The following is a 23,124-nucleotide window of genomic DNA, read 5'->3' on the forward strand; positions in this document are numbered from 1 at the left end:
GGCTCGCTTCGCTTGTGTTCGTCCTTGCGCATCTTCTCGGGAAAAAGTCGAGAATCTACGCAAGTCCGCGAAGAGTTAACAGAGGTGCCACCCTGGCTGTTGCGCGTAAACGTCAGCCCGCGCGGCAGCCGGATTTATGCAACAACGCCTTTCTTGCCCACGTGGTCCAAGTGGCCAAAAAGGTATGGGTAGAGGCCTGGCTTATCAATCAATATCCTGTCMGCTTCAAGCTGCTTGCTCATTAAATCCTGATATGCGGTTACATCCAGCGCCAGATGTTGAGCTCTTGTCGCTTCAACCTGTGCATTGGTTGCTTTGACTTGCTCCTTTATTTGCCACCCGAGAAAAATGACGGATCCAATCGTTGCCGCCAGGCCCGCCCCTTGAACTAGTGTTCCCCAGAATTGCAGCCGCAGTGAGGATTCTTCGTAAGCAGTCATTTGAAGTAGATTGGTCTGGCGAAACCCCATTGTGGATCGCCGAGTCTTCGATTTCCATCGTCAATTCTCTATAGTGAAACCGCGGAAGGACCAATGGAGATGCTCCCCCGCTTGTAGGACGTACCCCGATAGCGGCGCCTTCATTCCTGCACTAAAACCAAAGACATCAGCATCAGCATCAGCATGGAGTCCATCATGCAATCGGGCGCAGAGGCCACGCGCAATATGGAGGCAGAACTGGAGGACCTCGACGAAACGGATAGCGCCATCGAACGCGCAGGGAAACGCATTGAGGCACAGGAACAGCGCATTGCGCAGTTGAAGCGGGAGGGCATAGATAGCGAAAGCGCCGAGAAGCTTCTAGCCGACATGCGCGACAGCCTCAAGGAACTCATCATGCACCGCGCACTCATCATCAGGACCATCACGCGCCGGGAGTGAGGAACCGGCTACTGCTCTGTTGATGTACGCGCACTATCCATGCCTATTGGTTCCGGCAGTTCGAGAGTGCCAACCGGGCCATTAAGCCTGCAGCATCCTGGTTTCGAGTGCGGGAGTTCACGACCTGCCCTCCTTCAGCGCCCGTGTCTACATGACAGCGAGCGCTTTTTTTTTACAGCAATGCTGGCGTTGAGCCTGGATGGGATCGTGGGCGAGCGGGTGGGCAGCAAGCATGTCTGCGGCGTCCGCTCTCGCGACGCGGTGAGGATCGTGCACCTGGTACCGTCCCGCCGCAACGCTTCAAGCGCACCCCCTGGATGCCGCGCGAATTTGGAAAAAGCTTGAGAGAGAAATGTAGAGGGCTTATGAGGACAGAAATCTGTAATCCCTTGATTCTATGAGACTTTCAGATGGCTACAGATGCCCAAAAATGGTGCGACGGAGGGAGTTCGAGACCGCCTTCGGTTGCCAGTTCGAGTCCCGATAGGCGGCAGCGCGGACGGAAGGCGCTAAGCTGGCGCTCGTTCGTATCCTGCGGCGACGACCGCCAGATTCTTTGGACTGGCGTTACCTGGCAGAAAGGCCCTCATTCCTCGACAGTTGAATACGTCTTGTCGCTGCCGGCATAAGTGCTGGTCGCTCTCTTTCATGACCAAGACGGAATACAGCGACGGCGTCATGCAGGCGTTTGCTCTGGTCGTCGAGCGAGGCTGCTGCGGCTGCCGCTTCTTCCACTAGCGCGGCATTTTGCTGGGTGACCTGGTCAATCTGCATCACGGCTGCATTTACTTGCTCGATACCGCCAGCCTGCTCTGTCGAGGCAGCGGAAATTTCCTCCATGATATCTGTCGCACGTTTCACAGCGGTCGCGATTTCCGCCATCGTCCTGCCCGATTGCTCAACCAGCTTGGAACCGGCTTCGACATCTCCGACCGAGCGTTCAATGAGCGTCTTGACTTCTTTGGCCGCCGCAGAACTGCGTTGTGCCAATGTGCGCACCTCGCCTGCCACCACGGCGAATCCACGGCCTTGCTCGCCCGCACGTGCCGCCTCGACTGCAGCGTTCAAAGCGAGGATATTGGTCTGGAAGGCAATCCCTTCGATAACACCAATAATATCGACCATTTTGCGGGAGCTGTCGTTGATGTCCTGCATCTTGGTGGCGACTTGACCGGCAGCCTGACCTCCCTGCTCGGCAATCTCCGATGCATTCAGCACCAATTGATTGGCCTGCTTGGCGTTATCGGCGTTCTGCTTCACGGTGGCCGCAAGTTCCTCGATGCTTGCTGCAGTTTCTTCGAGCGAGGAAGCCTGCTCCTCTGTCCGCTGGGACAAATCGGCATTGCCCTGGGCTATCTGCCCGGAGGCGGCTGCCACCGATTCACTCGACGCCTTAATACCCCGTACGATTTCAGCCAGGGACTCCCGCATGGTGTTCATCGCATACAGCATGCTGGACTTGTCGCCAGATTTGAGTTGAACGTCCATGGCCAGGTTCCCGGCCGCCACCTGCCTCGCAACTTCGGCCGCATAGGATGGCTCGCCACCAAGCTGCATAACGAGGCCGCGCGCGAAACGGTACGCCAGCGCTATGCTGAGACCGAAAGATATCGCAAGCACGACAAGAATCAAGGTGCGGGCCGACACATAAACTTGCGCCGCTACCTTCCCACTGTGCTCGGAACCGGCGGCGTTGACGCCAACGATTTTCTGCAACGCGTCATCAATTTCGTTGCGCAAGCGCACCGAGTCGCCACGAGCAAGCGCGAGCGCCGCCTCGTTTTCATGGTTCCGCGATAGCTCAAGAAGCTTGGCATGTACGCTTAAATATTGCTCTACCAACTTCTTCACCTCACCGTAGAGCTGCCGCTCTTCCTGCTCGCTAATCAGACCGACATACGTGGTTTCAGCATCGCGATAAGCTGCCAGTGCAGCATCCATACGCTGCTCATATTTTGCCTGGTCATCGGCTGAGCCAGACAGCATATGCTGGAGCTCCGCCACCCGTAAGGCGGTCAGACTATTTCGCATCCCCATCGAGGACCGCACCGACGGGAGCCAGTTGTCCTTGATTTCGTCGGTCTTTTCATTAAGTCTTCCTAGCTCGTAGATGGCAAAAATGCCGAGGCCGCAGGCCATAGCTATGACAATCAGAAAAGCAAGAACAACTTTCTTAAAAACGGTCATGCTATCGAACAATCGCATATACATCCCGAGGTATGAGCCGGACTCCGGCTTTATCGTTGCACTACACAACCAGTAACATCATTTCCTGACGACCCTGGCCTATCTCAAGCACATCAACCGCTCTCGCTTCCTTGGGGCAGCGTTGGCCAGTACTTGCACTGATTCAAACCAGGTAACTGCCCCTTCTGCCGCCCTATGCAAGCTCTGCCTATGGTGTCGATAACGGCACGTCACTTGCGCCCTTAAGCCGAATATGCCGATAAAAGCACCCCACGTTGTGGGGGTGTCCACCTGTGGCATGGCCTTTTGAGTGCTGGAGATGCGACGCTAGCGGCCTTCTCAAGTCCGACTTGAAATAGGGAAATCGGACTTAGCACGAGCGAAAACAGTGAATATCAGTAACCGAAGAGGTTTGGGAGCAAGCGGAATCCGCAGACTGCGGAAGTAACCGTTCCCACTAGTCGGCGCACCAAACGTAACGCCGCCGTTGAACTGACACCTTCCCCTGCGCGCGCCGGCCTGATGCGGACTTCGTAAAGTGCGCCATTTCGTGGGGCCGAGCGTGGGGCCGCTATAGGGCCGGAGCGCCGGTCATAAGTGAAACGGGAATGTGCAGAGTGCAATAAGGCGATTGCTGCAAATCGCCTGCCAAGCCTTATTGTGCTTAGCCGTGTGGACTGAAGTGACACAAAAATGCGGGAGGTGAAACGAGGCGTAGAGGCTTTTTCTGACTCGAACCCAACTCCCTCGGCGTACCAGCCCCCCGCATTAGCAGCGTGCTTAGGCCCGCGCCTACGCTGCTCCTTTCCCAGCAAGGGTTGAGACCTCCTCAACACTTTTCCACTTTCGAGAAGAATGCACCACGCGATGGCAGTTGGCACAGAGCAGCGCGAGATCCTCTAGCCTTGTCTTTTCCCCTTCTACCAGAGTATGGATCGGCTTCGTGTGGTGGACGTCAATCAGCCCTTCGCCCGCGGGGCCATACTTCGCTGCGAAATCGAAGCCACAGGCCTCGCAGAATAGTCGGCCGTGCTTCTTGCGCGCAGCCGTCTTCGCCGCCTTGGTGACGTCCCGGAACGTGTCAATGACTTTGCGTCACCTGGCTTCATGAATTTACTGTGCCGGGCTGTGGTGTGTTTGGGGTAATGGCCGCCGCCAACTGCCGGCTGAGCGTATCACACGCGGCCTGCAACCGTGCCCGTTCCTCCGAGCCAGCCACGGCTGTGTCCAGCGTCCTCGCCTGCATCAGGCGTCAGTTCGATCCGCAGGTACGCGAATGCCTGCTCGCACTTCTGATTATCGCCGCGCAGCGTCACAAACACCTCGTCGAGGTGCCAGATCGAACCTAGTTTGCGACGCGCAGCCTTGACCTGATGGGCGAAGCTTGCCCCAAATTTTGTCGCACCAGCGACGGATCGTCTCGTAGCTGACGATCACGCCTCGGTAACCTGACAGTGCCCGACAAGGTGATGTACCTTCTCGAGACCGGCCCGAGCACCGCCGCCTGATTTACCACTACATTGAAGTGGCGGAGTATCCGGACGACAGGATCGAGCTGCGCGCCGATGGCGCTGCCCTGCCCTACACCACCTATGACCGGCTGGCCGAAATCGACCAGGGCGCGATCTTGGAGCACAAGCGGATGGGGCAAGTGCAGGCAATTGCGGGAATGGCCCTGGCACTACGGGATGACCGGCATGCGGCAGACCCGTCGCGCACGCTCTCGGGCGAGTCCCGCAGCCACACCAGCTTGCGCTGCACATCAAGCGCCAGCGCTTGATCAATCGGCTGGATCTTGAGCGCGCCCTGATCGGCACCACTACCCCACCCGGCGCTGGCTTCATCCCTTCCTGCCAGCTCGACGGCGTTACGGGCTAACCGCAAATGCACGGCCGCTACAGCTAGATGCTCATGCAGGGATCCATCTTGATAGAAATGTCGCAATCAGCACCGGCTGCGCGACGTCTTGCTTCGGGGCCGCGCATGCGCTAAGTTGACCTGTATCAACTTTTCCCGGCTGCAGAAGCGCACCATTGTGCATTGCCACACGCGTGGCGCCTGGCGTGGGCATCACGGTGAAAACGGTAGCAAGGGCACGGGCGGCTTGAGGATGATCGCATGACCGGAGCAAGCACAGGGGCTGAGGCGCGTCGCCGGACGGCCATGCCGGCACGGTTGAGGGCCACGTGCCCTCATGGACCGGTTCAGCCCGCGCATGGAGGCTGCCGATGAGCGCGAGCCGGGGCGTGGTTGCCGCGGTGCGCGGCAGCGTCGTCGACGTGCGCTTCGAGGCTGGGCTGCCGCCGATTCGCACCTTGCTGCGTAGCGGCGTGGATGGCCGGATCGCCATTGAAGTCCTGGCGCAGCGCAATGCGCAGCATGTGCGCTGCATCGCGCTGACCTCCACCCAGGGGCTGGCGCGAGGCATGGCGGTGGAGGACACCGGTGGGCCGCTGCAGGCGCCGGTAGGCGCCAGCATCCTGTCGCGCATGTTCGACGTGTTCGGCCAGCCCATCGACCGGTTGCCGGCGCCGCAGCATGTCCAGTGGCGTTCGGTGCACCGGGCGCCGCCACCCCTGTCCCAGCGCTCCACGCAGTCGATGGTGTTCGAGACCGGCATCAAGGTGATCGACGTGCTGCTGCCGCTCGAAACCGGGGGCAAGGCAGGCCTGTTTGGCGGCGCGGGCGTGGGCAAGACGGTGTTGCTCACCGAGTTGATCCACAACATGGTCGGGCATCACCGGGGCGTGAGCATCTTTTGCGGCATCGGCGAGCGCTGCCGCGAGGGCGAGGAGCTTTACCACGACATGCGCGAGGCCGGCGTGCTGCAGGACATGGTTATGGTCTTCGGCCAGATGAACGAGCCCCCGGGCGCGCGCTTCCGGGTTGGCCATGCGGCGCTGACGATGGCCGAGTACTTCCGCGACGATGAGCACCGCGACGTCCTGCTGCTGATTGACAATATCTTCCGCTTTATCCAGGCCGGATCGGAGGTGTCGGGCCTGATGGGGCAGATGCCATCGCGGCTGGGCTACCAGCCGACCATGGGCACCGAACTGTCCGGGCTGGAGGAGCGCATCGCCAACACCGACACCGGCGCCATCACCTCGATCCAGGCGGTCTACGTGCCTGCGGACGATTTCACCGACCCGGCGGCGGTGCATACCTTCTCGCACCTGTCGGCGTCCATCGTGCTGTCGCGCAAGCGCGCGAGCGAGGGCCTCTACCCTGCCGTCGACCCGCTGCAATCGAATTCCAGGATGGCCACGCCCGGCATCGTCGGCGCGCGCCACTATCGCCTGGCGCAGGATATCCGGCGCACGCTGGCGCAGTACGCGGAACTCAAGGACATCATCGCCATGCTGGGGCTGGAACAGCTCTCCCCCGCCGACCGCGGCGTAGTCGCCCGCGCCCGCCGCCTGGAGCGTTTCCTGACCCAGCCGTTCTTCACCACGGAGCAGTTCACCGGCATCAAGGGCAGAACAGTCAGCCTGGCGGATTCGCTCGACGGGTGCGAGCGCATCCTGCGCGACGAGTTCAAGGACTACCCCGAAAGCGCGCTCTACATGATCGGGCCGATAGCCGAAGCGAGGGGCAAGCCCGCGCCGGTGGCTTCAGAACCAGCAAAGGAGCGCGATGCCGCCGGATCGCATGCTTCTTGAAATACTGCTGCCCTTCCGGGTCTTCCTGCGCAAGCGCGATGTGTCGCGCATCGTGGCGGAGACCGTCGGAGGGGCGTTCGGCATGCTGCCGCATCGCCTCGATTGCGTCGCGGCGCTCGCGCCCGGCATCCTGACCTTCGAAACGCAGGCCGATGGCGAAGTGTTCATCGCGGTCGATGAGGGCGTGCTGGTCAAGACCGGCCTTGATGTGCGCGTGTCGGTGCGCCGCGCCATGGCAGGCGCCGACCTGGCCACGCTGCGCGACACCGTGGAGCGCGAGTTCCTGGCCCAGGACGAGCAGGCGCGCAGCCTGCGCACGGTCATGGCCAAGCTGGAGACAGGCTTTCTTGCCCGCTTCGCCAAGCTTCGCAAGCCGTCGCCATGACCGAGCCACCGCCCGGCGGATCGCCGAAGCCCGCGCCCACGCTGGCAGGCAAAGTGGGCGCCAAGGCGCAGCGCAAGCTCAGGGCGCGGCGCCAGGGCGTGCCGGGGGTCTGGTTCGGGCTGGGCATGATGGGGTTGGTCGGCTGGTCGGTAGTGGTGCCGACACTGCTCGGCGCGGCGCTGGGCATCTGGCTGGACAACCACTATCCGGGCCGGCACGCGTGGACGCTGGCGCTGTTGGTGGCCGGCCTGGTGCTCGGCTGCTTCAATGCGTGGCACTGGGTCGCCAAGGAGGACCGCGCCATGCGGCGGGACCAGGACCAGGAGGAGAAAGACGATGCGGATACATGACGTGGCGGCATTGCTGCTTGCGACCCTAGCGGGTGGCGCACTCGGTGGCTTCTTTTTCGGCGGCCTGTGGTGGACGGTCCGCCGGACGCTTTCATCCGGGCAGTCGGCCCTATGGCTGCTGGGCAGCCTGCTGCTGCGCATGGGCGTCACGCTACTCGGCTTCTACGCCGTCGGCGCGGGGCAATGGGAGCGGATGGCCGCATGCCTGGCTGGTTTCGCAGTGGCACGCCTGGCGGTGACATGGATGACGGGGCGATGGGCGGACCACCGCCGCACCCCGGCGCCTCGGGAGACGGGCCATGCGCCTCAGCCCTGACCAGTGGATCTTCTGGCAGTACGGTTTCGTCAAGCTCAACGGCACGATCCTTTTCACCTGGGTGCTGATGGGGGTGCTGACCCTGGGCTCCTGGCTGGTCACGCACCGGCTCTCGTCCGGCCACCGCCGCTCGCGCTGGCAGAACCTGCTTGAAATCATCGTGACCGGGATCGCGCAGCAGATCGCGGAAGTCGGCCTTCGCCAGCCGCGCAAGTATCTCGGTTTCCTGGGCACCCTATTCCTGTTCGTCGCCGCGGCCAGCCTGTTTACCATCGTTCCCGGCTACGAGCCGCCCACCGGATCGCTGTCGACCACGCTGGCGCTGGCGTTGTGCGTGTTCGTGGCGGTGCCGCTGTACGGCATCCGCGACCAGGGGCTGCGCGGCTACTTGAGGTCCTACCTCGAGCCAACCTTGATGATGCTGCCGTTCAACATCATCAGCGAGCTGTCGCGCACGCTGGCGCTGGCCGTCCGCCTGTTCGGCAACATGATGAGTGGAGCCATGATCATCGCCATCCTGCTGACGATCACGCCGTTCCTGTTTCCCATCGTGATGACCGCGCTCGGCCTGCTTACCGGCATGGTGCAGGCTTATATCTTCAGCATCCTGGCTGCGGTCTATCTCGCGGCGGCCACGCATAGCGGCAGGGCGGAGCCAGGCCCGCCGATCAAAAAAACACCCTGACCCCGACCAAGGAACCATCCCATGGACAGCCTGACAATCATCGCGGTGGCATCGATCGCCATGGCCGGCCTCTGCACCGGCTTCGGCTGCATGGGGCCCGCGCTCGCCGAAGGCCGGGCGGTAGCGACGGCGCTGACGTCGCTGGCGCAGCAGCCCGATGCATCGGCCACGATCACGCGCACGCTCTTCGTCGGCCTGGCGATGATCGAGTCGACGGCGATCTACTGCTTCGTCGTTTCGATGATCCTGATCTTTGCCAACCCCTTCTGGAACGCCGCCATCGCCCGCGCGATGGCCAGGTAAGCCATGCTGATCGACTGGTTCACCGTGGGTGCGCAGGCGCTCAACTTCGTCATCCTCGTCTGGCTGCTGAAGCGCTTTCTTTACCAGCCCGTGCTTGACGCCATCGACGCCCGCGAGGGCAGGATCGCCATGCAGATCGCCGATGCCGGCGCCAGAGAGGCCGAGGCGCGCAAGCAAGGCGAGGCGTTCCAGCAGAAGACCGATGCGTTCGAGCGCGAGCGCGCAGCGCTGCTGGCACAGGCGGCTGGCGATGCCGAGACACAGCGCCGGCAGTGGCTGGAAGCCGCGCGCCAGGCAGCGGACGAGCTTGCCGCAAAACGGCAGGACGCGCTGCGCAGCGAAGCCGGGCAACTGACGCAGGCGCTCGGCGACCTGGCACGGCGCGAGGTGTTTGCCGTCGCGCGCCGGGCGCTCGCGGACCTGGCCTCGGCGAGTCTCGAAGAACGCGTGGCCGACGTCTTCATCCGCCGTCTGCGTGCGCTCGACGAGCCGGCGAGAGCCAGTCTTGCGGCCGCGTTCAGGCAGCCGGCGGCGCACGCGGTGGTGCGCAGTGCGTTCGCGCTGCCTGCCGCACAGCGCGCCGCCATCCAGGCGGCAGTGGATGAAATCCCGGGCACCGCCATCCCCTTGCAGTTCGACACGGCTCCGGAACTGGTAAGCGGCATCGAACTAATCGTCGCCGGTCAGAAGCTGGCATGGAGCATCGATCGCTATCTCGGCTCGCTGGAGCATGCCGTGAGCGAACTGCTGAGCCCGGAGAACGCGGCGATGCATGCCGGGCCCGAGCCGGAATCCGCGCCACAGCCCGCGCCGAAGCCCGAGGCCAGCCAGCAATGAACTTCGCGCTTACCCCGCCGCAAACCGCCATCGAACGGGCGTTCGCCGCCATGGGCGAGGCGCGCAGCCGGTTCGTGCCGACACTGGCAGCGCAGGAGGTGGGTACGATCGTCAGCGTGGCCACGGGCGTCGCGCAAGTCTCCGGCCTGCCTGGCATCGGCTATGACGAGCTGGTACGCTTTCCCGGCGACGTGTACGGCATCGCGTTCAATGTCGATGAAGACGAGGTCGGCGTGGTGCTGCTCGACGACTACTGGCGGCTGCGGGCCGGCGACCAGGTCGAGCGCACGGGCCGCGTGATGGACGTGGCCGTGGGCAAGACGCTGCTCGGGCGCGTGATCGATCCGCTTGGCCGGCCGCTCGATGGCCTCGGGCCGCTCGCGGCCAGCGCGCGGTTGCCGATCGAGCGCCCGGCCCCTCCCATCATGGAGCGCGCGGCGGTCACGGTGCCGCTGCAGACCGGCGTGAAAGTCATTGATGCGCTGATCCCCATCGGGCGCGGCCAGCGCGAGCTGATCCTGGGGGACCGCCAGACCGGCAAGACCGCCATCGCCATCGATACCATCCTGAACCAGCGCGGCCAGGATGTCGTGTGCGTGTATTGCGCCATCGGCCAGCGCGCCTCGGCCATCGCCAAAGCCGTGGCGACCCTGCGCGCCAAGGGGGCGATGGACTATACAGTCGTGGTTGTCACCGAAGGCAACCGGCCACCGGGGCTGGCCTATATCGCGCCGTATGCCGCCACCAGCATCGCCGAGCACTTCATGGAGGCCGGGCGGGACGTCCTCATCGTCTACGACGACCTCACCCAGCATGCCCGCGCCTACCGCGAGCTTTCGTTGCTGCTGCGCCGCCCGCCTGGCCGTGAGGCGTTCCCGGGCGATATCTTTTACATCCATTCGCGGCTGCTGGAGCGGGCCACGCACCTCGCCGCCGAGCGCGGCGGCGGCTCGCTTACCGCGCTGCCGATCATCGAGACCGAGACGCAGGACATGTCGGCCTACATTCCGACCAACCTGATCTCGATCACCGACGGCCAGGTCTATCTGTCACCCACGCTGTTCGAGCTTGGCGTGCTGCCTGCGGTGGACGTCGGCAAGTCGGTATCGCGCGTGGGCGGCAAGGCACAGCGGGGCAGCTTTCGCGCCGTGGCCGGCGACCTCAAGCTCGCCTACGCGCAGTTCGAGGAACTCGAGACGTTTGCCCGTTTCGGCGCCCGGCTCGACGATGACAGCCGCCAGTCCATCGCGCACGGGCAGCGCATTCGCGCCTGCCTGATACAGCCTGAATCGGACCCTGTCCCGGTGCCCGCGCAGATCGCCATCCTGAGCGCGCTGACCGCGCGGCTGTTCGATGCCGTGCCGCTGGACCGGATGCAGGACGCGCAGCGCGCCGTGCGCGCCGCGGCGGCGAGCATCCCGCCGGCGATATCCGCCCGCTTCGAGGCCCCGGGCAAACCGGACGAGGCGGACGGCCAGATGGTCGCCCCAATCGCCCGCGCCGCACTTGCGCAGTTCCAGGCCGGTGCGGATACCGGGGCCGGGCTCGAAGCGCAGGCACATTCCCCGGCAGAGGGGCGGGGGCAATGAGCGACTCAGTCGCCAAGCTGCGGCACCAGATCGGCAGCGCCACGGACCTGCAAGCCGTCGTTCGCACCATGCGCGCGCTGGCCGCCTCCAGCATCAGCCAGTACGAACAGTCCGTGCTGGCGCTCGCCGACTACCGCCGAACGGTGAGCCTGGGTCTTTTGGCATGCCTGCGCACGCTGGCGCCCGCCAGTTCAACGTCGGAGGAGGGCAAGCCTGCCTCAATGGGAGCGGTCGGCGCCATCGTGTTCGGCTCCGACCAGGGGCTGGTGGGTCAGTTCAACGAGGTGATCGTCGACCATGCGCTCAAAACGCTGCTGGCCATGCCCGGAAGCCGAGAGGTCTGGGCCGTTGGCGAGCGAGTGCGGGCACGCTTGGCCGGCGCCGGCGTGACCGTGGCCGGCACCTATGCGGTACCCAGTTCCGTCGAGGCCATTGCCCCGCTGGTCGACCGGCTGCAGCTCGATACGGAAACGCACCCGAGCCAGACGGCGCAGCCCCGTGTCCACGTCTTCTACAACCGGCCAAGGCCGGGCGCCCTCTATCAGCCGGTGGAGCAGCGCCTGTTGCCCCTTGATGCGCTATGGCTGGCCCGGTTGCTGGCTCAGCGCTGGCCAACGCGGAATCCGCCGGAAGTGATTGGTGGCACCGCCACCGCGATGCGCGCACTGATCCGCGAGCACCTCTTTATCTCGCTGTTCAGCGCGTGCGCCGAATCGCTGGCGAGCGAGAACGCAAGCCGCCTGGCGGCGATGGAGCGAGCCGACAAGAACATCGACGAACTGCTCGCCAGCTTTCGCGGCCGGTTTCACAGCGAGCGGCAAAGCGCGATCGACGAGGAGCTGTTCGACGTGACGGCGGGGTACGAGGCGCTATCGCAGTATGATTCTGCCGGCGCTCCTTCGATGAACCGCCGGGCCTTTAGCGACCCATCCTGACCGCCCGTTCCTGGCGAACGGGAGCGGTCATACACGTGCTAGTCACGATCGCCATGAGCATGCGCCAATTGGACTGCACCTTGTCAGGCTTTCCTGACAGCGTTGACGCATTTCTGACGGCATCATCCTGCCAAGACCGACAGAAATCCTGGTGTTGAACGGACAGCGTTCTCAGCCCAGGATGATTTCGGCTCGTGTCCTCCCCGACAATACTTCAGGCATCAATCACCCCACCCAGTGCGTCGGCAAGAGTGCGCATTCGGCACCTATCCATTGGCTGAATGGTGCCATCGCGAAGCGGTAGCCCCGAGGAGGTGCCATGAACTCATATGCCCAACGCGCCATTCCGTGTCGCATCATCTGCGCCGAGGCGGATACATTCCCCTTGGGCGCCCATCTTGTCACAGAGCGTTGGGGCTATGCTCACCATGGCATCTATGCGGGCCAGGGAAATGTGGTGCACTATGCGGGGTTTAAGGACCTTCTGCGCCGGGGGCCAGTCGAAACGATCTCCCTTGAACGATTCGCGGAAGGCTACGAGATCAGAGTCCATGCTGAACCCGACTCCAGGTACGACGGTCTGCAAGCGGTCCAGCGTGCCACGTCGCGCCTGGGGGAAGACAGGTATCGGCTACTCACCAACAATTGCGAGCACTTTTGCACATGGTGCATCTCTGGTGAAAGCCCCAGCGTGCAAGTGGAGACCGGCCTGAGCAGTCCGACCCGCGTCGTACTCACTGCCTTGCGCCTCCTTTGTGGCATGCTTTTCAAGCGAAGCGCGATCTCTAAGTCTAATCTGGGCGTCGCGAGCGCCCTCACGAACCGAGGGCTGCAGTGTGCTCAAGCGGCATGAACTGCTCCATCACATGGTATGGGTTGGCTCGGGCGCGAAGCTTGGATTTCATTCCGGATTACGTGGCCAGCGATGCCAGCGTAGGCTTCCCTTGCCAAAACACGCATAAGTCATGCACAAGCTCGCGCCCTCTTCCGCCGCGCTTTAGGATAGGGGGAGGTGATCGATCACGCTGGTCACACCCGGTGCTGACCATGCCGCTCCCACCGCCGCCTGCCGCTCCTGCGGAGAATCGACTTGGCCATTCAGCGTTACAACACTGCCCAGCACCTCGACACGGATATGAGCGGCCTCTCGCTCTGCATGACGCCGCAAGGCGGCATCGATGCGCTTAGCCACGTCCGGCGGCCCAACGCGCGGCTTGATCGCTAGCAGATTGATCACGCCAGCCACGCCACGCAGATGTCCTACGGAACGCTCGGCCAGCTCGCGTTGATAAGCCCATTCCACTTCGCCGGCGAGGGTGACCCAACCCTTCTCAACGCGCACCTTGATACTCGCGGAGGGCAGGCTCGCATGCCATTGCAGCGTCGATCGGGCTGCCTCTGCCATGGCTTCGTCATCGTGTTCGCCAGGGACGCGTACATCGAGATCCACCACAACCGCCTTGACCCCTTCGACGCGCTCGGCGGCACGTTCAGCCGCCAGCTTCTCGATATAGGTGTTAAGGTGGCCGCTCAACGTCACTACGCCATGGCTGACTTCTACACCAACCGAAGCCCCATCCACTGCGGGATCCCACGCAAGCTCGTCGTTCACGTCCTGCTTGATCTGCAAATCGGTTTTCATCTGACAACTCCTCTCGATGCCGGCGCCAGCTATACCTGGCGCATTCGGTATTCCAGATTAGTTCTCTCGTACGCGCGCCCGTTGAGACATGTCAACGACCGGTACCGTATAACTGTCAGCTATGCACTCAATCTTCTTACTCAAGGTACAAGATTCGACGGGACGGCGGCCCAGCGCGTGAGGCTGCGCGTTGCGCCGCCTAATATCAGTCCGCGATTGCGACAACATTCAGTGGGAAAAAAGCACGGGGACTGTCATGGCTTCCAGCAACGTCCGGGTCGTCCCACCCAGAACCACCTCACGGAGCCTGTTGTGTCCGTAGGCGCCGGCTACGACGAGATCCGCCTCCAGATCCGACGCTTCCGACAGCAAGCGCTCGCCGGCATCGACGGATGCCGTCACAGGAAGGTTGCACAACGCAGCCGTCACCCCATGCGCCGCCAGCCAGGTCGCCGCATACTGAGCGGGCGCACTCCATTGGCCGCCGACCTTCCCAGCCAGCGTGCATGTGGCAATGGTCACCGCTTTGGCCTTGCGCAGGAACGGCAATGCATCTCGGATGGCTCGCGCGGCCTCCCGCCCGCCGTCCCAGGCGACCAGGATGCGGCCGCCTACTGTCTCAAACCGCCCCTCGCACGGAATCGTTAGGACCGGCCGGCCGCTGGCAAGCACAATGGATTCGACGAAATTCTCGGCCACGAAGGCGGCCGGATCCGCCGGGTCGTCTTGTCCGACCACCAGGAGGTCCGCCAGCCGCGCCTCCCGCTGCCCGATGACCAGCGGAAGTTCGTCGAAGGCGTGCCATTCAGCCGTGATCGGCAATTCCTCAGTCGCACCTTCGAAACCATGCCGCACGACCTCGCGATCCTGCTCGTACTGGGCTTGGAGGGCCTCGAGATAGCGCGCGCCGTCGGGGAGGCGGTACACCCAGGCCGACTCCGGGCGGCGACAGGCAAACATACCAACCAGCTTGGCATTGTGCTCAACCGCCAGTCGCGCGCCGATATGGAGGCGGTGGTAGGAACGCCGGCTGGCATCGAGTATGACCAGAATGGTAGCGAACGACATAGGGAGACTCCCACCGGTTGATGCCCTCTTGACGATTCATAATGAACTGTAGTTCTTCCCGCGTGCGCCACAAGCGCGGTATGTCCACTCCTTGCGCCACGTCAAGAATCGTCGGACGCCTTGCTACATGGCATTGCGCATAGCGAGCGAGGTCTTGATTTGCATCAGACTACGTTAAATACCCCCTATCAGGATTGGGAGGAAGCACTGTGACACTGTATACGGTGCACCTGTACTCCCCTCATCCGAACAAGCGTTGGCGTCCTTGACGCAGAGATCGGGTCGGTGGCTGGTCGCGTTCTCGCCTATGCGCATTGCCCCGTGCTGCTGGTGAAGGCGGCCAGCCGCGTCAACTGATAGTCGCTACACTGCAGCGCACTCCGGAAGGAGTGGGGTCAGTACATCAGAAATCGCGCGCGGTCTTGCGCGAAGCCCGCGCCTTGCGTCGACACCGTTCGTTCGACCACCGCCAGCGAAGCGTGCGCGTCGATCAAGCGCCAGGCGCTGTCGGAACCGAGCACCTGGCGGATCGCAGGGAGGTCGAATTGCCGCGGGTAGAGGGAATGCAACGCGATAGCCAGCGCAAGACCCAGGCGCCCGGGTGGTCTTTGCCCAACTCCCGCCTTGATTGATACTCCATGGCAGAGCCGACCGCGATAACGGCCTTCGGTCGGCACAAAGCTCGTTACATCGAACCTCGCCCCGGCATCGAGCTTCTCCAGATAGTTTGCCAGGTCCCGGCCGACAATCCAAGGGGCGCCAACCAACCCAAACGGCGTCGGCGTGCCGCGCCCTACGCTGACATTCGCGCCTTCGATCATGCCGAGATCGGGATATAGGCCAAGTTGTTCTGTGTTGCGCAGATTTGGCGAGATCGGAACCCAGCCGAGTCCGGTGTCGGCAAAGCGCATGGCGCGCATGTAGCCTTGCATGGCGACGACCTGGAGATCCGCGCCGATGCGCAGGCGCGCATTGAACATCCGGGCGAGTTCGCCGACGGTCATGCCATGCACCAGCGGCAATGGAAAGTACCCGGTAAATGAGGACGGCTTGCTGGGGTCTTGCAGCGGGCCACCGAACACAACTGCGCCCAGCGGGTTCGGCCGGTCCAGCACAAAGACAGGGATGCCGCGGGCGGCGGCGGCTTCGAGCGTGTAGCCGAGCGTCGTGATGTAGGTAAAGAAACGCACGCCGGCGTCCTGCACGTCGAACACCAGCGCATCCACGCCTTCCAGCGTCGCTGGCGCAAAGCGCTTGTTTCCGTCGTACAGGCTATGGACGGGCACGCCGGTTGCCGCGTCAGACGAATCTCCCAGTGGGGCATCAATATCACTGGCCAATCCATGCTCGGGCGCGAACAGCGCCGCCAGCGTGACACCGGGCGCATGGGCGAGCGCATCCGCTGTTCGCACGCCCCTGCTATCGAATCCGCTACGATTCGTGACCAGCCCCACGCGCAAGCCCGACAACGGTGCGAACGCCTGCGCCTCCAGTACATCGATGCCGCTGCGCACCGGCCCTGCGGCGGGCGGCAGCCGCATGGCCTGAGCCAGGGCGGCCTCCGCGCCTGGCACGGCGTGGCTGATTGCTGGTGTGGCGACCGGCGCAGCCTCGCTAGCCAGCAGGGCCAGCACTTGCTGACGCAGCGGTGCAGCGTCACCCCTGTCGTATGGATGCAGCCGGCTGCTCAGGATGACGGCGAAGCGCTTCGTCACCAGGTCGATCCACACGCCGGTGCCGGTGTAGCCGGTCTGCTCGATCATCCCCAGCGGGGGCAGCCGGTCACGGTCGGCGACGAGAGGCGCAGCTAGCGCCCATCCCAAACCGCGCCAGGCATTGGCGGCCAGCGGCGACGCTGGCGTGGCCAGCAGCGCCACGCTCTCGGATTTTAGTACCGTAGCGGCACCGCTGCGTCCGTCGTTGAGGATCATCTGCGCGAACCGGGCCAGATCTTCAGCGGTGGAAAACAGGCCGGCGTGGCCGGCCACGCCTCCCATGCGCGCAGCGATGGGATCGTGAACGCGCCCTCGTAGCATCTCCGCCCCTCTTGGCGCGGTAGGGGCGCTCCTGCGCACCGCTGCCGGGTCGGGAAGAAAGCCAGTGTCTTGCATGCGCAAGGGCGTGAAGATATGTTCGCGGCACCACGCGTCCAGGGATTGTCCACTGACGCGCTGGACCAGTTCGCCAAGCACGATGAAATTGATGTCGCTATAAATGACGCGCGACCCGGGCTGCACAATCGGAGCCTGGCTCATTGCTTCCCGCAATATGTCGTTCGCGCCGCCCGAACGTCGGCTCGGCGGCAGCCCTGCGGGCAAACCTGATGTATGCGATAGCAGTTCGCGTACCGTGATGCCCTCCTTGCCGGCGACGCCGAATTCGGGCAGGTACCGGGCCACCGGGGCATCCAGAAAAATCGAACCGCCCTCGCTCAACTGCAGCACGGCGGTGGTGGTAGCGATCACTTTGGTGACCGATGCGAGGTCGAACACGGTATCGGCGAGCATCGCCTCGCTCGCCGGGAGAATGGCGCGCAGGCCGGTGGCGGCGCGATAGTGGATGTGCCCGGCGTCGCCGGCCAGCACCACGGCGCCGGGCACGTTGCCGGCTTCGATCTGGGCGGCGACAATGACGCGCAGCTGCTCACGCGTGCTTGCATCAGTAGGCGCCAGACTCGTGGCATCTGTGGGCGCCTCGGCGGCAGGTGCCGCCGATGGCAACCCGCACGCCAGGAGCAGCACCGCAAACAGGGCGAGCAAGGTGTCGCGCCGGCTCATCTTGGCAACTGAGTGGGATCGTACTGGTTGCGTGGATTCCACAGCATCCACCCGTCCGTATCCGCGACGTCCGCGGCTTGCGTTTGCGCCCGGATCTCGTCGCCATCGAACTCGCGATGATCGAAGGCATAGTCGCGGAATGCCTGGAGCCAAGGACGGAAGCGTACACCCGGCAAACCGGTCCGCTTCTTGGCCTCGGCTAGCGAGCGGGCCACGATCTCGCCGGGATGCTCTACAGGCTTGTTGCAGCCTGGCAGGCCCCAGGTGAAGCCGGAGGGGTAGAGCATGGGAGAGATATAGTCCAGCGCTGCACCCAGGGGTTCCAGTTGCTGGCCGATTGCCGTGTCGTCGAGGTTCCAGCACACGTAGCCGAAGATGTCCGCTGAGATGTACACGTTGTAGCGGGCCAGCCGTTCGCGGGCTGCATGGAGAAAGCCGGTGATGGCAGCCACCCTCTTCTCCCGCGTGTTGGTTTGAGAAAAGCGCAGTCCGCCAGCATCCGGAAAACGCAGGTAATCGAACTGGATTTCGTCGAAGCCCATGCGCGCCGCCTCCTCGGCAAGGTCTAGATTGTGCTGCCAGGCTCCGCCTGCGAACGGATCGATCCACCGCAAGCCTTCGCGGTCGCGCCAGATGCCTCCCTGGCCATCGCGCACTGTCCATTCCGGGTGCGCCGCGGCAAACGGCTCGTCCTTGAATACCACGATGCGCGCGATCAGGTATAGGTTGCGCGCGTGGAGATCCGCAAGCAAAGCCGGGAAATCGTGCACCATGGGCGCCGGCGCCTCCACCTGCATGCTCGCCCCCGTGGCATCACGCGCCGCGCTGCGGTAAGGTGTCATGCCACGGTCTCCCTTGACATCGATCACGAGCGCGTTAATGGCGCTGGATTGCGGCAAGGCGAGCACAGCATCGCGCAACGCCGAGCTCGAAATGCCGAATACCGAGAGGTAGACCGCCTTGGGTCGCAACGGCGTGAGCGCCACCCGCAGCAGGTTGCCGCCTCTGGTCTCGGCGACCGCGCGGCCATAGCCAGCGGCTCGCGCCCCGATCGTGATGGCGCCCTGCACCGGCGCCCGGATCACAAACGTCCCGTCCGCACTGGTCAGGGAAGTGGCCGCGGATGTATCCAGCACGACCACGGTGGCCCCACGCACGGGGGCGCCCGTGCGAGCATCGATTACAGTGCCGGTGAGCGCGTCTGCGGCAGCGGCCTGCCATGCCGCCAGTGCAAGCGCGAACCACAAGGCATGACGTGTGAGAGTGCTCATGGCGAGACCTTGGCTTGTGATTGCGGTTGGGAATGGGGACTATGCGTTGTTGCGCCCTCGGCGCCCCGATTGCGCGGGCCGGACGATGCGTGCTGCGCGGCGACATCGCCCAGCAGCCGGCCAAGGCACCGCTCGTCGCAGGCGTCGACCATCAAGAACCGGGGCAGCGCGAGCCGCGGCGAGCCCCTTGTGACCGGGCGGCCATCGAGCGAAAAGGCCGCCTCGACGCCTTCGCTCGCGGCAATCTCCATGAGTTCCCGATCGTAGATGCCGAACGGCCATGCCAACCGCGTTACGGAGCCGCCAAGCTCCTGCTCCAGACGCTCGCGCGCGCGCCGCAACTGGTCATGTGCCAGGGCACGGAACGCCGCCGGCGCCAGGCGCTTGCGTTCGGTGTTGAAGTTCGGATGCCAGTAGCTGTGCGATTGCACCGAAAACAAGCCAGTTTTCTTGAGCGCGCGCAGTTGGTCCCAAGTCAGCGCATAGGATGCGTTCGAAATGGCCGAGGGATAGATGAACAAGGTGACGGGGATTTGCTCACGTTGGACTATTGGCATCATCACGTCGAACACCGACCGATGGCCATCGTCCGCCGTAATCGCAACGGCATTCGCGGGAAGCAAATCGGGACCGCCTTCGACCCAACTTACGACATCGTCCAGGGGAACGATGTGGTAGCCCTGCGTGGTTAGCATGCGCAGATGGGATTCGAACGTCACCGTGCGCACCGTCATGCCATCCGCAGCAACTGGGCCGAAGCGATGATAGACAAGGATGGGAACCCGGTGTTGCGCGCCAGCCGTTTGCGCGCAGGCCGATAGCGCAACACATAGCAGCACCCAGCAGAGTATTTGATACAGATGGAGCCCGTACCGCTTGCCTTTCCGATGCTTGGCCTCTCCGGTTGATCTCCCTCACGCCGGCTCCGGGTTCAGATCCAGCCAGTGGCAACCAGATCGAATGCCACCGTTTCGAGGCAGGCGAGGCGCCCCTTGGATAAACCTGGCGAGGAGCCGGAAGACTAGTCTGTCTGCCAAGCGCGCGGGACTATGGCCCCCGCTGCGCGAGCAGTGGCAACATCCCGAGCGTGCCTACACGACGGCAATCCGCCCATCGGCAAGCAATTGCGAGAACCAGCTTCCTGTCAGCGCGGCCAGTTCCTCAATCGCGGCGGGTTCCTCGAATATCCTGCCCTCGCCTGCCACCAGCCGCAATTGCCGGGGACAGCGAAGCCTGCCGAACACCAGATCATTGATGCGAATGCCCTCCGGATCGGCGGCCCCCACCACGAGAAGCGTCGGTATGGACACTTTGCCCAAGATGTTGGCATCGGCCAGGTCCACGCGTCCCGCCGCGAGGACCAGCGCGCGTAGTTCCGTCCCCTCCTCCGCCGCCACACTCAACGCGGCGGCTGCCGCGGCGCCGGTGCCAAAGCAGCCGAGCGGGACCGCCGACAAACGCAGCCGCGCGTGCACGTAGCCTGGCACCGCCTGCATTACTGCCCGCAGCCTGCCGGCCAGCATGGCGATGTCCCGGCGCTTCTCCCTCCGCATTGCCTCCCTTGGCCCGATCAGGTCCACCAGCAGCGTGGCCAGTCCCCTGGCGCACAGTTTCCTCGCCACATACTGGTTGCGCACGGCATGGTCGTCGACCCCGTTGGCATGCACCATCAACACCAATCCCACGGGACTGGCGGGGGCGTCGAGCACACCGTGCAGCCTGATGCCGTCGCACGGGATGCCTACCGGCACGGCGGCCGCCAGGGTTTTCGTTCCGATGGCCTCGGCATTGCGCGGCTCGATATCGCGCCAGAGCAGTGCGCGGACTTCTTCGTCGTCCACCTCCGGAAAGCACTGGTAGGCCTGGCGGACATCCTGATCCGGCCCGGCGGTGCGCAGGCACACCACCTCGTCGGCGCTGGCGCGAACTGCCATCAGCCCTAGGCGGTTGCCCACGGGAACCGCGCAAACCAGCCTGGCTGGCTGCTGCCTGCGTACCGCGTGGATCGCCGCCATCATGGTGGCACCAGTGCAGAGTCCATCGTCCACCAGGATCACGATGCGGCCATGCGGGTCAAGCCGTGCGCGATGCGATGTGTAGATCGCGCATTGCTGCCGCAGCAGATCGAGCTTTGCCATCCGCTCCTGGGCAAAATGCATGGGAGCGGGCTGCCCACCCACCGGGTTCTCCACGCGGTAGGTCCAGCCGTTCTCGGTCACGGCGCCGACCGCGGCGATGTTATTGTCGGGGCCGACCAGCTTGCTGACCAGTGCCACATCGAGTTGCCCCTCCAGCGCATCGGCGAGTCCGCGCCCAATGGGTATGCCGCCCTTCGGAATGGCAAGGATCAGTGGGCGCTGGCCCCGATACCCGGAGAGAGCCTCGGCTAGCTGCGCCGCAGCCTCCTCCCGGCCCGCGAAGCGGGCAAGTGGCGGATTCATCGATTTGCCTCCCATCCTTCGTGCGCCGGATACGCGCTGCGAGCTAGTTCCGGCTTGCACCCAGAATAAGCCGTTGGCGAAGCCAGTCCTTGTGCTATGTCAAAAGTTGGGCCACGGATCCCTGGATAGCGCCTCAGTCAATTGAAAAACGCCGGATCAGCCATCCGCGCAGCGCATAGGTCAGGCAGCAATAGCCGAGGATGATCGGCGGCAGGAATAGCCAGAGCATGCCCGGCGGAGACAGCAGGCCCAACGGCGTTGCCAGCGGCGAGTACGGCAGCCAGATGCCGATCAGGCAAATCGCCAATGTGGTGGCAATCAGCGTGGTGCTGCCACGGCTTTGCACAAAGGGAATGTTCCGCGTGCGAATCACATGAACGATCAGGGTCTGCGACAGCAGCGACTCCAGGAACCAGCCGGTCTGGAACAGGTGCTGCTGCGCGGGCGTGCTGGCGCCAAGGACCCAGTAGAGCATCGCAAAGGTGATGTAGTCGAACAGCGAGCTGATTGGGCCGATGCACAGGATATAGCGGCCGAGCTTGCCGATCTCCCAGCGGCGCGGGCGGCTGACGGCATCGTCGTCCACGATGTCGGTAGGCAGCGCAGTCTGCGAGAAATCGTAGAGCAGATTGTTGGTCAGCACCTGGATCGGCGCCATCGGCAGGAACGGCAGCCAGGCACTCGCGCCTAGCACGCTGAACATATTGCCGAAGTTGGAGCTCGCACCCATGCGCAGGTACTTGAGCAGGTTGGCAAAGACCTTGCGGCCTTCGATCACGCCGTCGTGCAGCACCAGCAGGCTCTTTTCCAGCAGGATGATGCTGGCGGACTCCTTGGCGATATCCGCGCCGCTGTCCACCGAGATGCCCACGTCAGCCGCCTTGAGCGCGGGCCCGTCGTTGATGCCATCGCCCAGCACGCCCACCACCCGGCCGCGCGCCCGCAGGGCCTTGACGATGGCCGCCTTGTGCGCTGGTGCCAGTTTGGCGAAGAGCTGCGTGCGCTCGGCGAGTTCCCCCAGCGCTTGCGGCGAGAGCCCGTCGAGTTCCGCGCCCAGTACGGCCCGATCCACGACGAKGCCGACTTCCCGGCATATCTTGCGCGCGATCACCGGGCTGTCGCCGGTCAGCACCTTGACCTCGATGCCGCTGTCGCGCAGCGCCGCCAGCGCCGGCGCCGCGCTCTCCTTGGGCGGGTCGATAAAGGCGATATAGCCCAGCAGGGTCAGCGCGGCTTCGTCCGCCACCGAGTACGGATGCGTATCCGGCGCCGGCGGCAAGGACTTGTAGGCGATCGCGATCACCCGGAAGCCATCCTCGTTGAGCCCRTTGCAGACTGTCATCAGGGACTGGCGATGCGACTCGTCCAGCGCGATGGCCTGGCCGCCGAGTTCGGCGCTGGCGCAGGCGGCATAGACCTCCTCCACGGCACCCTTGCAGACCAGCAGCCTGCCCTGCGGCCCGTCCACCACCACCGACATGCGGCGCCGCTCGAAATCGAACGGCACCTCGTCGATCTTGCGATAGCCGCCCCCTTGCCGCAGTGTTTCGCCAACTTCCTCGTGCAGGAGAACCGCCTTGTCCAGCAGGTTGTGCAAGCCGGACTGATGGTAGCTGTTCAGGTAGGCGAATTCCAGCACGCGCGCGGTCTCCTGCCCCGCCAGGTCCACATGCTTCTTCAGGATGATGCGGTCCTGCGTCAGGGTGCCGGTCTTGTCGGTGCACAGCACATCCATGGCGCCCAGGTTCTGGATGGCGCTCAGATGTTTCACGATCACCTTGCGGCGCGACATGGC

General features: G+C 63.9%; 22 protein-coding genes and 1 pseudogene. 12 read left to right on the forward strand and 11 right to left on the reverse strand.

The genetic code is table 11. The annotated features are described in order from the left end of the window. Positions 1-134: 134 nt before the first annotated feature. Positions 135-470: a hypothetical protein gene (locus AC1DQ3_RS34085; protein WP_477124513.1), complete on the reverse strand. Its 336-nt coding sequence runs from the start codon at positions 468-470 to the stop codon at positions 135-137. A gap of 165 nt (positions 471-635) precedes the next feature. Between AC1DQ3_RS34085 and AC1DQ3_RS34090 the strand changes: the two genes are divergently transcribed. Beyond that, on the forward strand, positions 636-881 hold the full coding sequence (locus tag AC1DQ3_RS34090) for a hypothetical protein (RefSeq protein WP_477124514.1): 246 nt from the start codon (positions 636-638) through the stop codon (positions 879-881). Between the two features lie 567 nt (positions 882-1,448). On the opposite strand, the gene AC1DQ3_RS34095 is transcribed toward AC1DQ3_RS34090, so the two are convergent. From AC1DQ3_RS34095 to AC1DQ3_RS34105, 3 genes and pseudogenes are all read right to left on the reverse strand, one after another. Continuing rightward, positions 1,449-3,068, reverse strand: a complete 1,620-nt coding sequence (locus AC1DQ3_RS34095; protein WP_477124515.1) for a methyl-accepting chemotaxis protein — start codon at positions 3,066-3,068, stop codon at positions 1,449-1,451. 792 nt (positions 3,069-3,860) lie between these two features. After that, positions 3,861-4,154, reverse strand: a complete 294-nt coding sequence (locus tag AC1DQ3_RS34100) for an HNH endonuclease (protein WP_477124534.1) — start codon at positions 4,152-4,154, stop codon at positions 3,861-3,863. A gap of 212 nt (positions 4,155-4,366) precedes the next feature. Further along, positions 4,367-4,511: pseudogene (locus AC1DQ3_RS34105) on the reverse strand (IS6 family transposase); the annotation flags it as partial. 82 nt (positions 4,512-4,593) lie between these two features. On the opposite strand from AC1DQ3_RS34105, the gene AC1DQ3_RS34110 reads away from it, so the two are divergent. The 11 genes from AC1DQ3_RS34110 to AC1DQ3_RS34160 all read left to right on the forward strand — a co-directional run bounded on the left by AC1DQ3_RS34110 (position 4,594) and on the right by AC1DQ3_RS34160 (position 12,983). After that, complete coding sequence (locus AC1DQ3_RS34110) at positions 4,594-4,848, forward strand: hypothetical protein (protein ID WP_477124516.1); 255 nt, start codon at positions 4,594-4,596, stop codon at positions 4,846-4,848. Between the two features lie 448 nt (positions 4,849-5,296). After that, entirely contained in the window at positions 5,297-6,730 is a 1,434-nt protein-coding gene (atpD, locus tag AC1DQ3_RS34115) for a F0F1 ATP synthase subunit beta (protein ID WP_477124517.1), read from the forward strand. Then, on the forward strand, positions 6,720-7,115 hold the full coding sequence (locus AC1DQ3_RS34120) for a F0F1 ATP synthase subunit epsilon (protein WP_477124518.1): 396 nt from the start codon (positions 6,720-6,722) through the stop codon (positions 7,113-7,115). Before atpD ends, AC1DQ3_RS34120 begins: the two co-directional genes overlap by 11 nt. Next, positions 7,112-7,465, forward strand: coding sequence for an AtpZ/AtpI family protein (locus tag AC1DQ3_RS34125; protein WP_477124519.1), 354 nt, complete (start codon positions 7,112-7,114; stop codon positions 7,463-7,465). The genes AC1DQ3_RS34120 and AC1DQ3_RS34125 overlap by 4 nt, the downstream gene beginning before the upstream one ends. Next, positions 7,452-7,781 carry an N-ATPase subunit AtpR gene (locus tag AC1DQ3_RS34130; protein WP_477124520.1) on the forward strand — a complete coding sequence of 110 codons (330 nt, stop codon included), beginning with the start codon at positions 7,452-7,454 and terminating at the stop codon, positions 7,779-7,781. The genes AC1DQ3_RS34125 and AC1DQ3_RS34130 overlap by 14 nt, the downstream gene beginning before the upstream one ends. Beyond that, a complete protein-coding gene (locus AC1DQ3_RS34135) occupies positions 7,765-8,466 on the forward strand; it encodes a F0F1 ATP synthase subunit A (RefSeq protein WP_477124521.1) in 702 nt (233 codons plus the stop codon). The genes AC1DQ3_RS34130 and AC1DQ3_RS34135 overlap by 17 nt, the downstream gene beginning before the upstream one ends. Positions 8,467-8,487: 21 nt before the next feature. Beyond that, positions 8,488-8,769: a F0F1 ATP synthase subunit C gene (locus AC1DQ3_RS34140; protein WP_477124522.1), complete on the forward strand. Its 282-nt coding sequence runs from the start codon at positions 8,488-8,490 to the stop codon at positions 8,767-8,769. Positions 8,770-8,772: 3 nt separating this feature from the next. Further along, positions 8,773-9,606 carry a F0F1 ATP synthase subunit B family protein gene (locus AC1DQ3_RS34145; RefSeq protein ID WP_477124523.1) on the forward strand — a complete coding sequence of 278 codons (834 nt, stop codon included), beginning with the start codon at positions 8,773-8,775 and terminating at the stop codon, positions 9,604-9,606. After that, complete coding sequence (locus tag AC1DQ3_RS34150) at positions 9,603-11,195, forward strand: alternate F1F0 ATPase, F1 subunit alpha (RefSeq protein WP_477124524.1); 1,593 nt, start codon at positions 9,603-9,605, stop codon at positions 11,193-11,195. Before AC1DQ3_RS34145 ends, AC1DQ3_RS34150 begins: the two co-directional genes overlap by 4 nt. Further along, positions 11,192-12,130: a F0F1 ATP synthase subunit gamma gene (locus AC1DQ3_RS34155; RefSeq protein ID WP_477124525.1), complete on the forward strand. Its 939-nt coding sequence runs from the start codon at positions 11,192-11,194 to the stop codon at positions 12,128-12,130. The genes AC1DQ3_RS34150 and AC1DQ3_RS34155 overlap by 4 nt, the downstream gene beginning before the upstream one ends. Before the next feature lie 319 nt (positions 12,131-12,449). Then, the gene (locus AC1DQ3_RS34160; RefSeq protein WP_477124526.1) at positions 12,450-12,983 is read left to right on the forward strand and encodes a lecithin retinol acyltransferase family protein; all 534 of its coding nucleotides are present in this window, start codon (positions 12,450-12,452) and stop codon (positions 12,981-12,983) included. Between the two features lie 144 nt (positions 12,984-13,127). Here AC1DQ3_RS34160 and AC1DQ3_RS34165 read toward each other — a convergent pair whose 3' ends face one another. From AC1DQ3_RS34165 to mgtA, 7 genes are all read right to left on the reverse strand, one after another. Beyond that, positions 13,128-13,772, reverse strand: coding sequence for a BON domain-containing protein (locus tag AC1DQ3_RS34165; RefSeq protein WP_477124527.1), 645 nt, complete (start codon positions 13,770-13,772; stop codon positions 13,128-13,130). Between the two features lie 228 nt (positions 13,773-14,000). Next, entirely contained in the window at positions 14,001-14,840 is an 840-nt protein-coding gene (locus AC1DQ3_RS34170) for a universal stress protein (RefSeq protein ID WP_477124528.1), read from the reverse strand. A 395-nt stretch (positions 14,841-15,235) separates the two neighbouring features. Continuing rightward, entirely contained in the window at positions 15,236-17,617 is a 2,382-nt protein-coding gene (locus tag AC1DQ3_RS34175; protein WP_477124529.1) for an exo-beta-N-acetylmuramidase NamZ domain-containing protein, read from the reverse strand. Further along, positions 17,614-18,888, reverse strand: a complete 1,275-nt coding sequence (locus AC1DQ3_RS34180; RefSeq protein ID WP_477124530.1) for a putative glycoside hydrolase — start codon at positions 18,886-18,888, stop codon at positions 17,614-17,616. Before AC1DQ3_RS34180 ends, AC1DQ3_RS34175 begins: the two co-directional genes overlap by 4 nt. Then, entirely contained in the window at positions 18,885-19,622 is a 738-nt protein-coding gene (locus AC1DQ3_RS34185) for a polysaccharide deacetylase family protein (RefSeq protein WP_477124531.1), read from the reverse strand. The genes AC1DQ3_RS34180 and AC1DQ3_RS34185 overlap by 4 nt, the downstream gene beginning before the upstream one ends. Positions 19,623-19,979: 357 nt before the next feature. Then, on the reverse strand, positions 19,980-21,329 hold the full coding sequence (locus tag AC1DQ3_RS34190) for a phosphoribosyltransferase family protein (RefSeq protein ID WP_477124532.1): 1,350 nt from the start codon (positions 21,327-21,329) through the stop codon (positions 19,980-19,982). Between the two features lie 133 nt (positions 21,330-21,462). Then, positions 21,463-23,124 (reverse strand): magnesium-translocating P-type ATPase (gene mgtA, locus AC1DQ3_RS34195; protein WP_477124533.1); only part of this gene is annotated, 1,662 nt, incomplete at its 5' end.

It is taken from the genome of Cupriavidus sp. 01T418 (assembly GCF_056398885.1).

Coding starts and splice junctions, on each gene's coding strand:
- AC1DQ3_RS34090 (WP_477124514.1), top strand. CDS start 636: ATGCAATCGGGCGCAGAGGCCACGCGCAATATGGAGGCAGAACTGGAG.
- AC1DQ3_RS34165 (WP_477124527.1), bottom strand. CDS start 13,772: ATGAAAACCGATTTGCAGATCAAGCAGGACGTGAACGACGAGCTTGCG.
- AC1DQ3_RS34130 (WP_477124520.1), top strand. CDS start 7,452: ATGCGGATACATGACGTGGCGGCATTGCTGCTTGCGACCCTAGCGGGT.
- AC1DQ3_RS34135 (WP_477124521.1), top strand. CDS start 7,765: ATGCGCCTCAGCCCTGACCAGTGGATCTTCTGGCAGTACGGTTTCGTC.
- AC1DQ3_RS34175 (WP_477124529.1), bottom strand. CDS start 17,617: ATGAGCCGGCGCGACACCTTGCTCGCCCTGTTTGCGGTGCTGCTCCTG.
- AC1DQ3_RS34095 (WP_477124515.1), bottom strand. CDS start 3,068: ATGACCGTTTTTAAGAAAGTTGTTCTTGCTTTTCTGATTGTCATAGCT.
- AC1DQ3_RS34170 (WP_477124528.1), bottom strand. CDS start 14,840: ATGTCGTTCGCTACCATTCTGGTCATACTCGATGCCAGCCGGCGTTCC.
- AC1DQ3_RS34145 (WP_477124523.1), top strand. CDS start 8,773: ATGCTGATCGACTGGTTCACCGTGGGTGCGCAGGCGCTCAACTTCGTC.
- atpD (WP_477124517.1), top strand. CDS start 5,297: ATGAGCGCGAGCCGGGGCGTGGTTGCCGCGGTGCGCGGCAGCGTCGTC.
- AC1DQ3_RS34160 (WP_477124526.1), top strand. CDS start 12,450: ATGAACTCATATGCCCAACGCGCCATTCCGTGTCGCATCATCTGCGCC.
- AC1DQ3_RS34155 (WP_477124525.1), top strand. CDS start 11,192: ATGAGCGACTCAGTCGCCAAGCTGCGGCACCAGATCGGCAGCGCCACG.
- AC1DQ3_RS34120 (WP_477124518.1), top strand. CDS start 6,720: ATGCTTCTTGAAATACTGCTGCCCTTCCGGGTCTTCCTGCGCAAGCGC.
- AC1DQ3_RS34185 (WP_477124531.1), bottom strand. CDS start 19,622: ATGACGGTGCGCACGGTGACGTTCGAATCCCATCTGCGCATGCTAACC.
- AC1DQ3_RS34180 (WP_477124530.1), bottom strand. CDS start 18,888: ATGAGCACTCTCACACGTCATGCCTTGTGGTTCGCGCTTGCACTGGCG.
- AC1DQ3_RS34125 (WP_477124519.1), top strand. CDS start 7,112: ATGACCGAGCCACCGCCCGGCGGATCGCCGAAGCCCGCGCCCACGCTG.
- AC1DQ3_RS34190 (WP_477124532.1), bottom strand. CDS start 21,329: ATGAATCCGCCACTTGCCCGCTTCGCGGGCCGGGAGGAGGCTGCGGCG.
- AC1DQ3_RS34150 (WP_477124524.1), top strand. CDS start 9,603: ATGAACTTCGCGCTTACCCCGCCGCAAACCGCCATCGAACGGGCGTTC.
- AC1DQ3_RS34140 (WP_477124522.1), top strand. CDS start 8,488: ATGGACAGCCTGACAATCATCGCGGTGGCATCGATCGCCATGGCCGGC.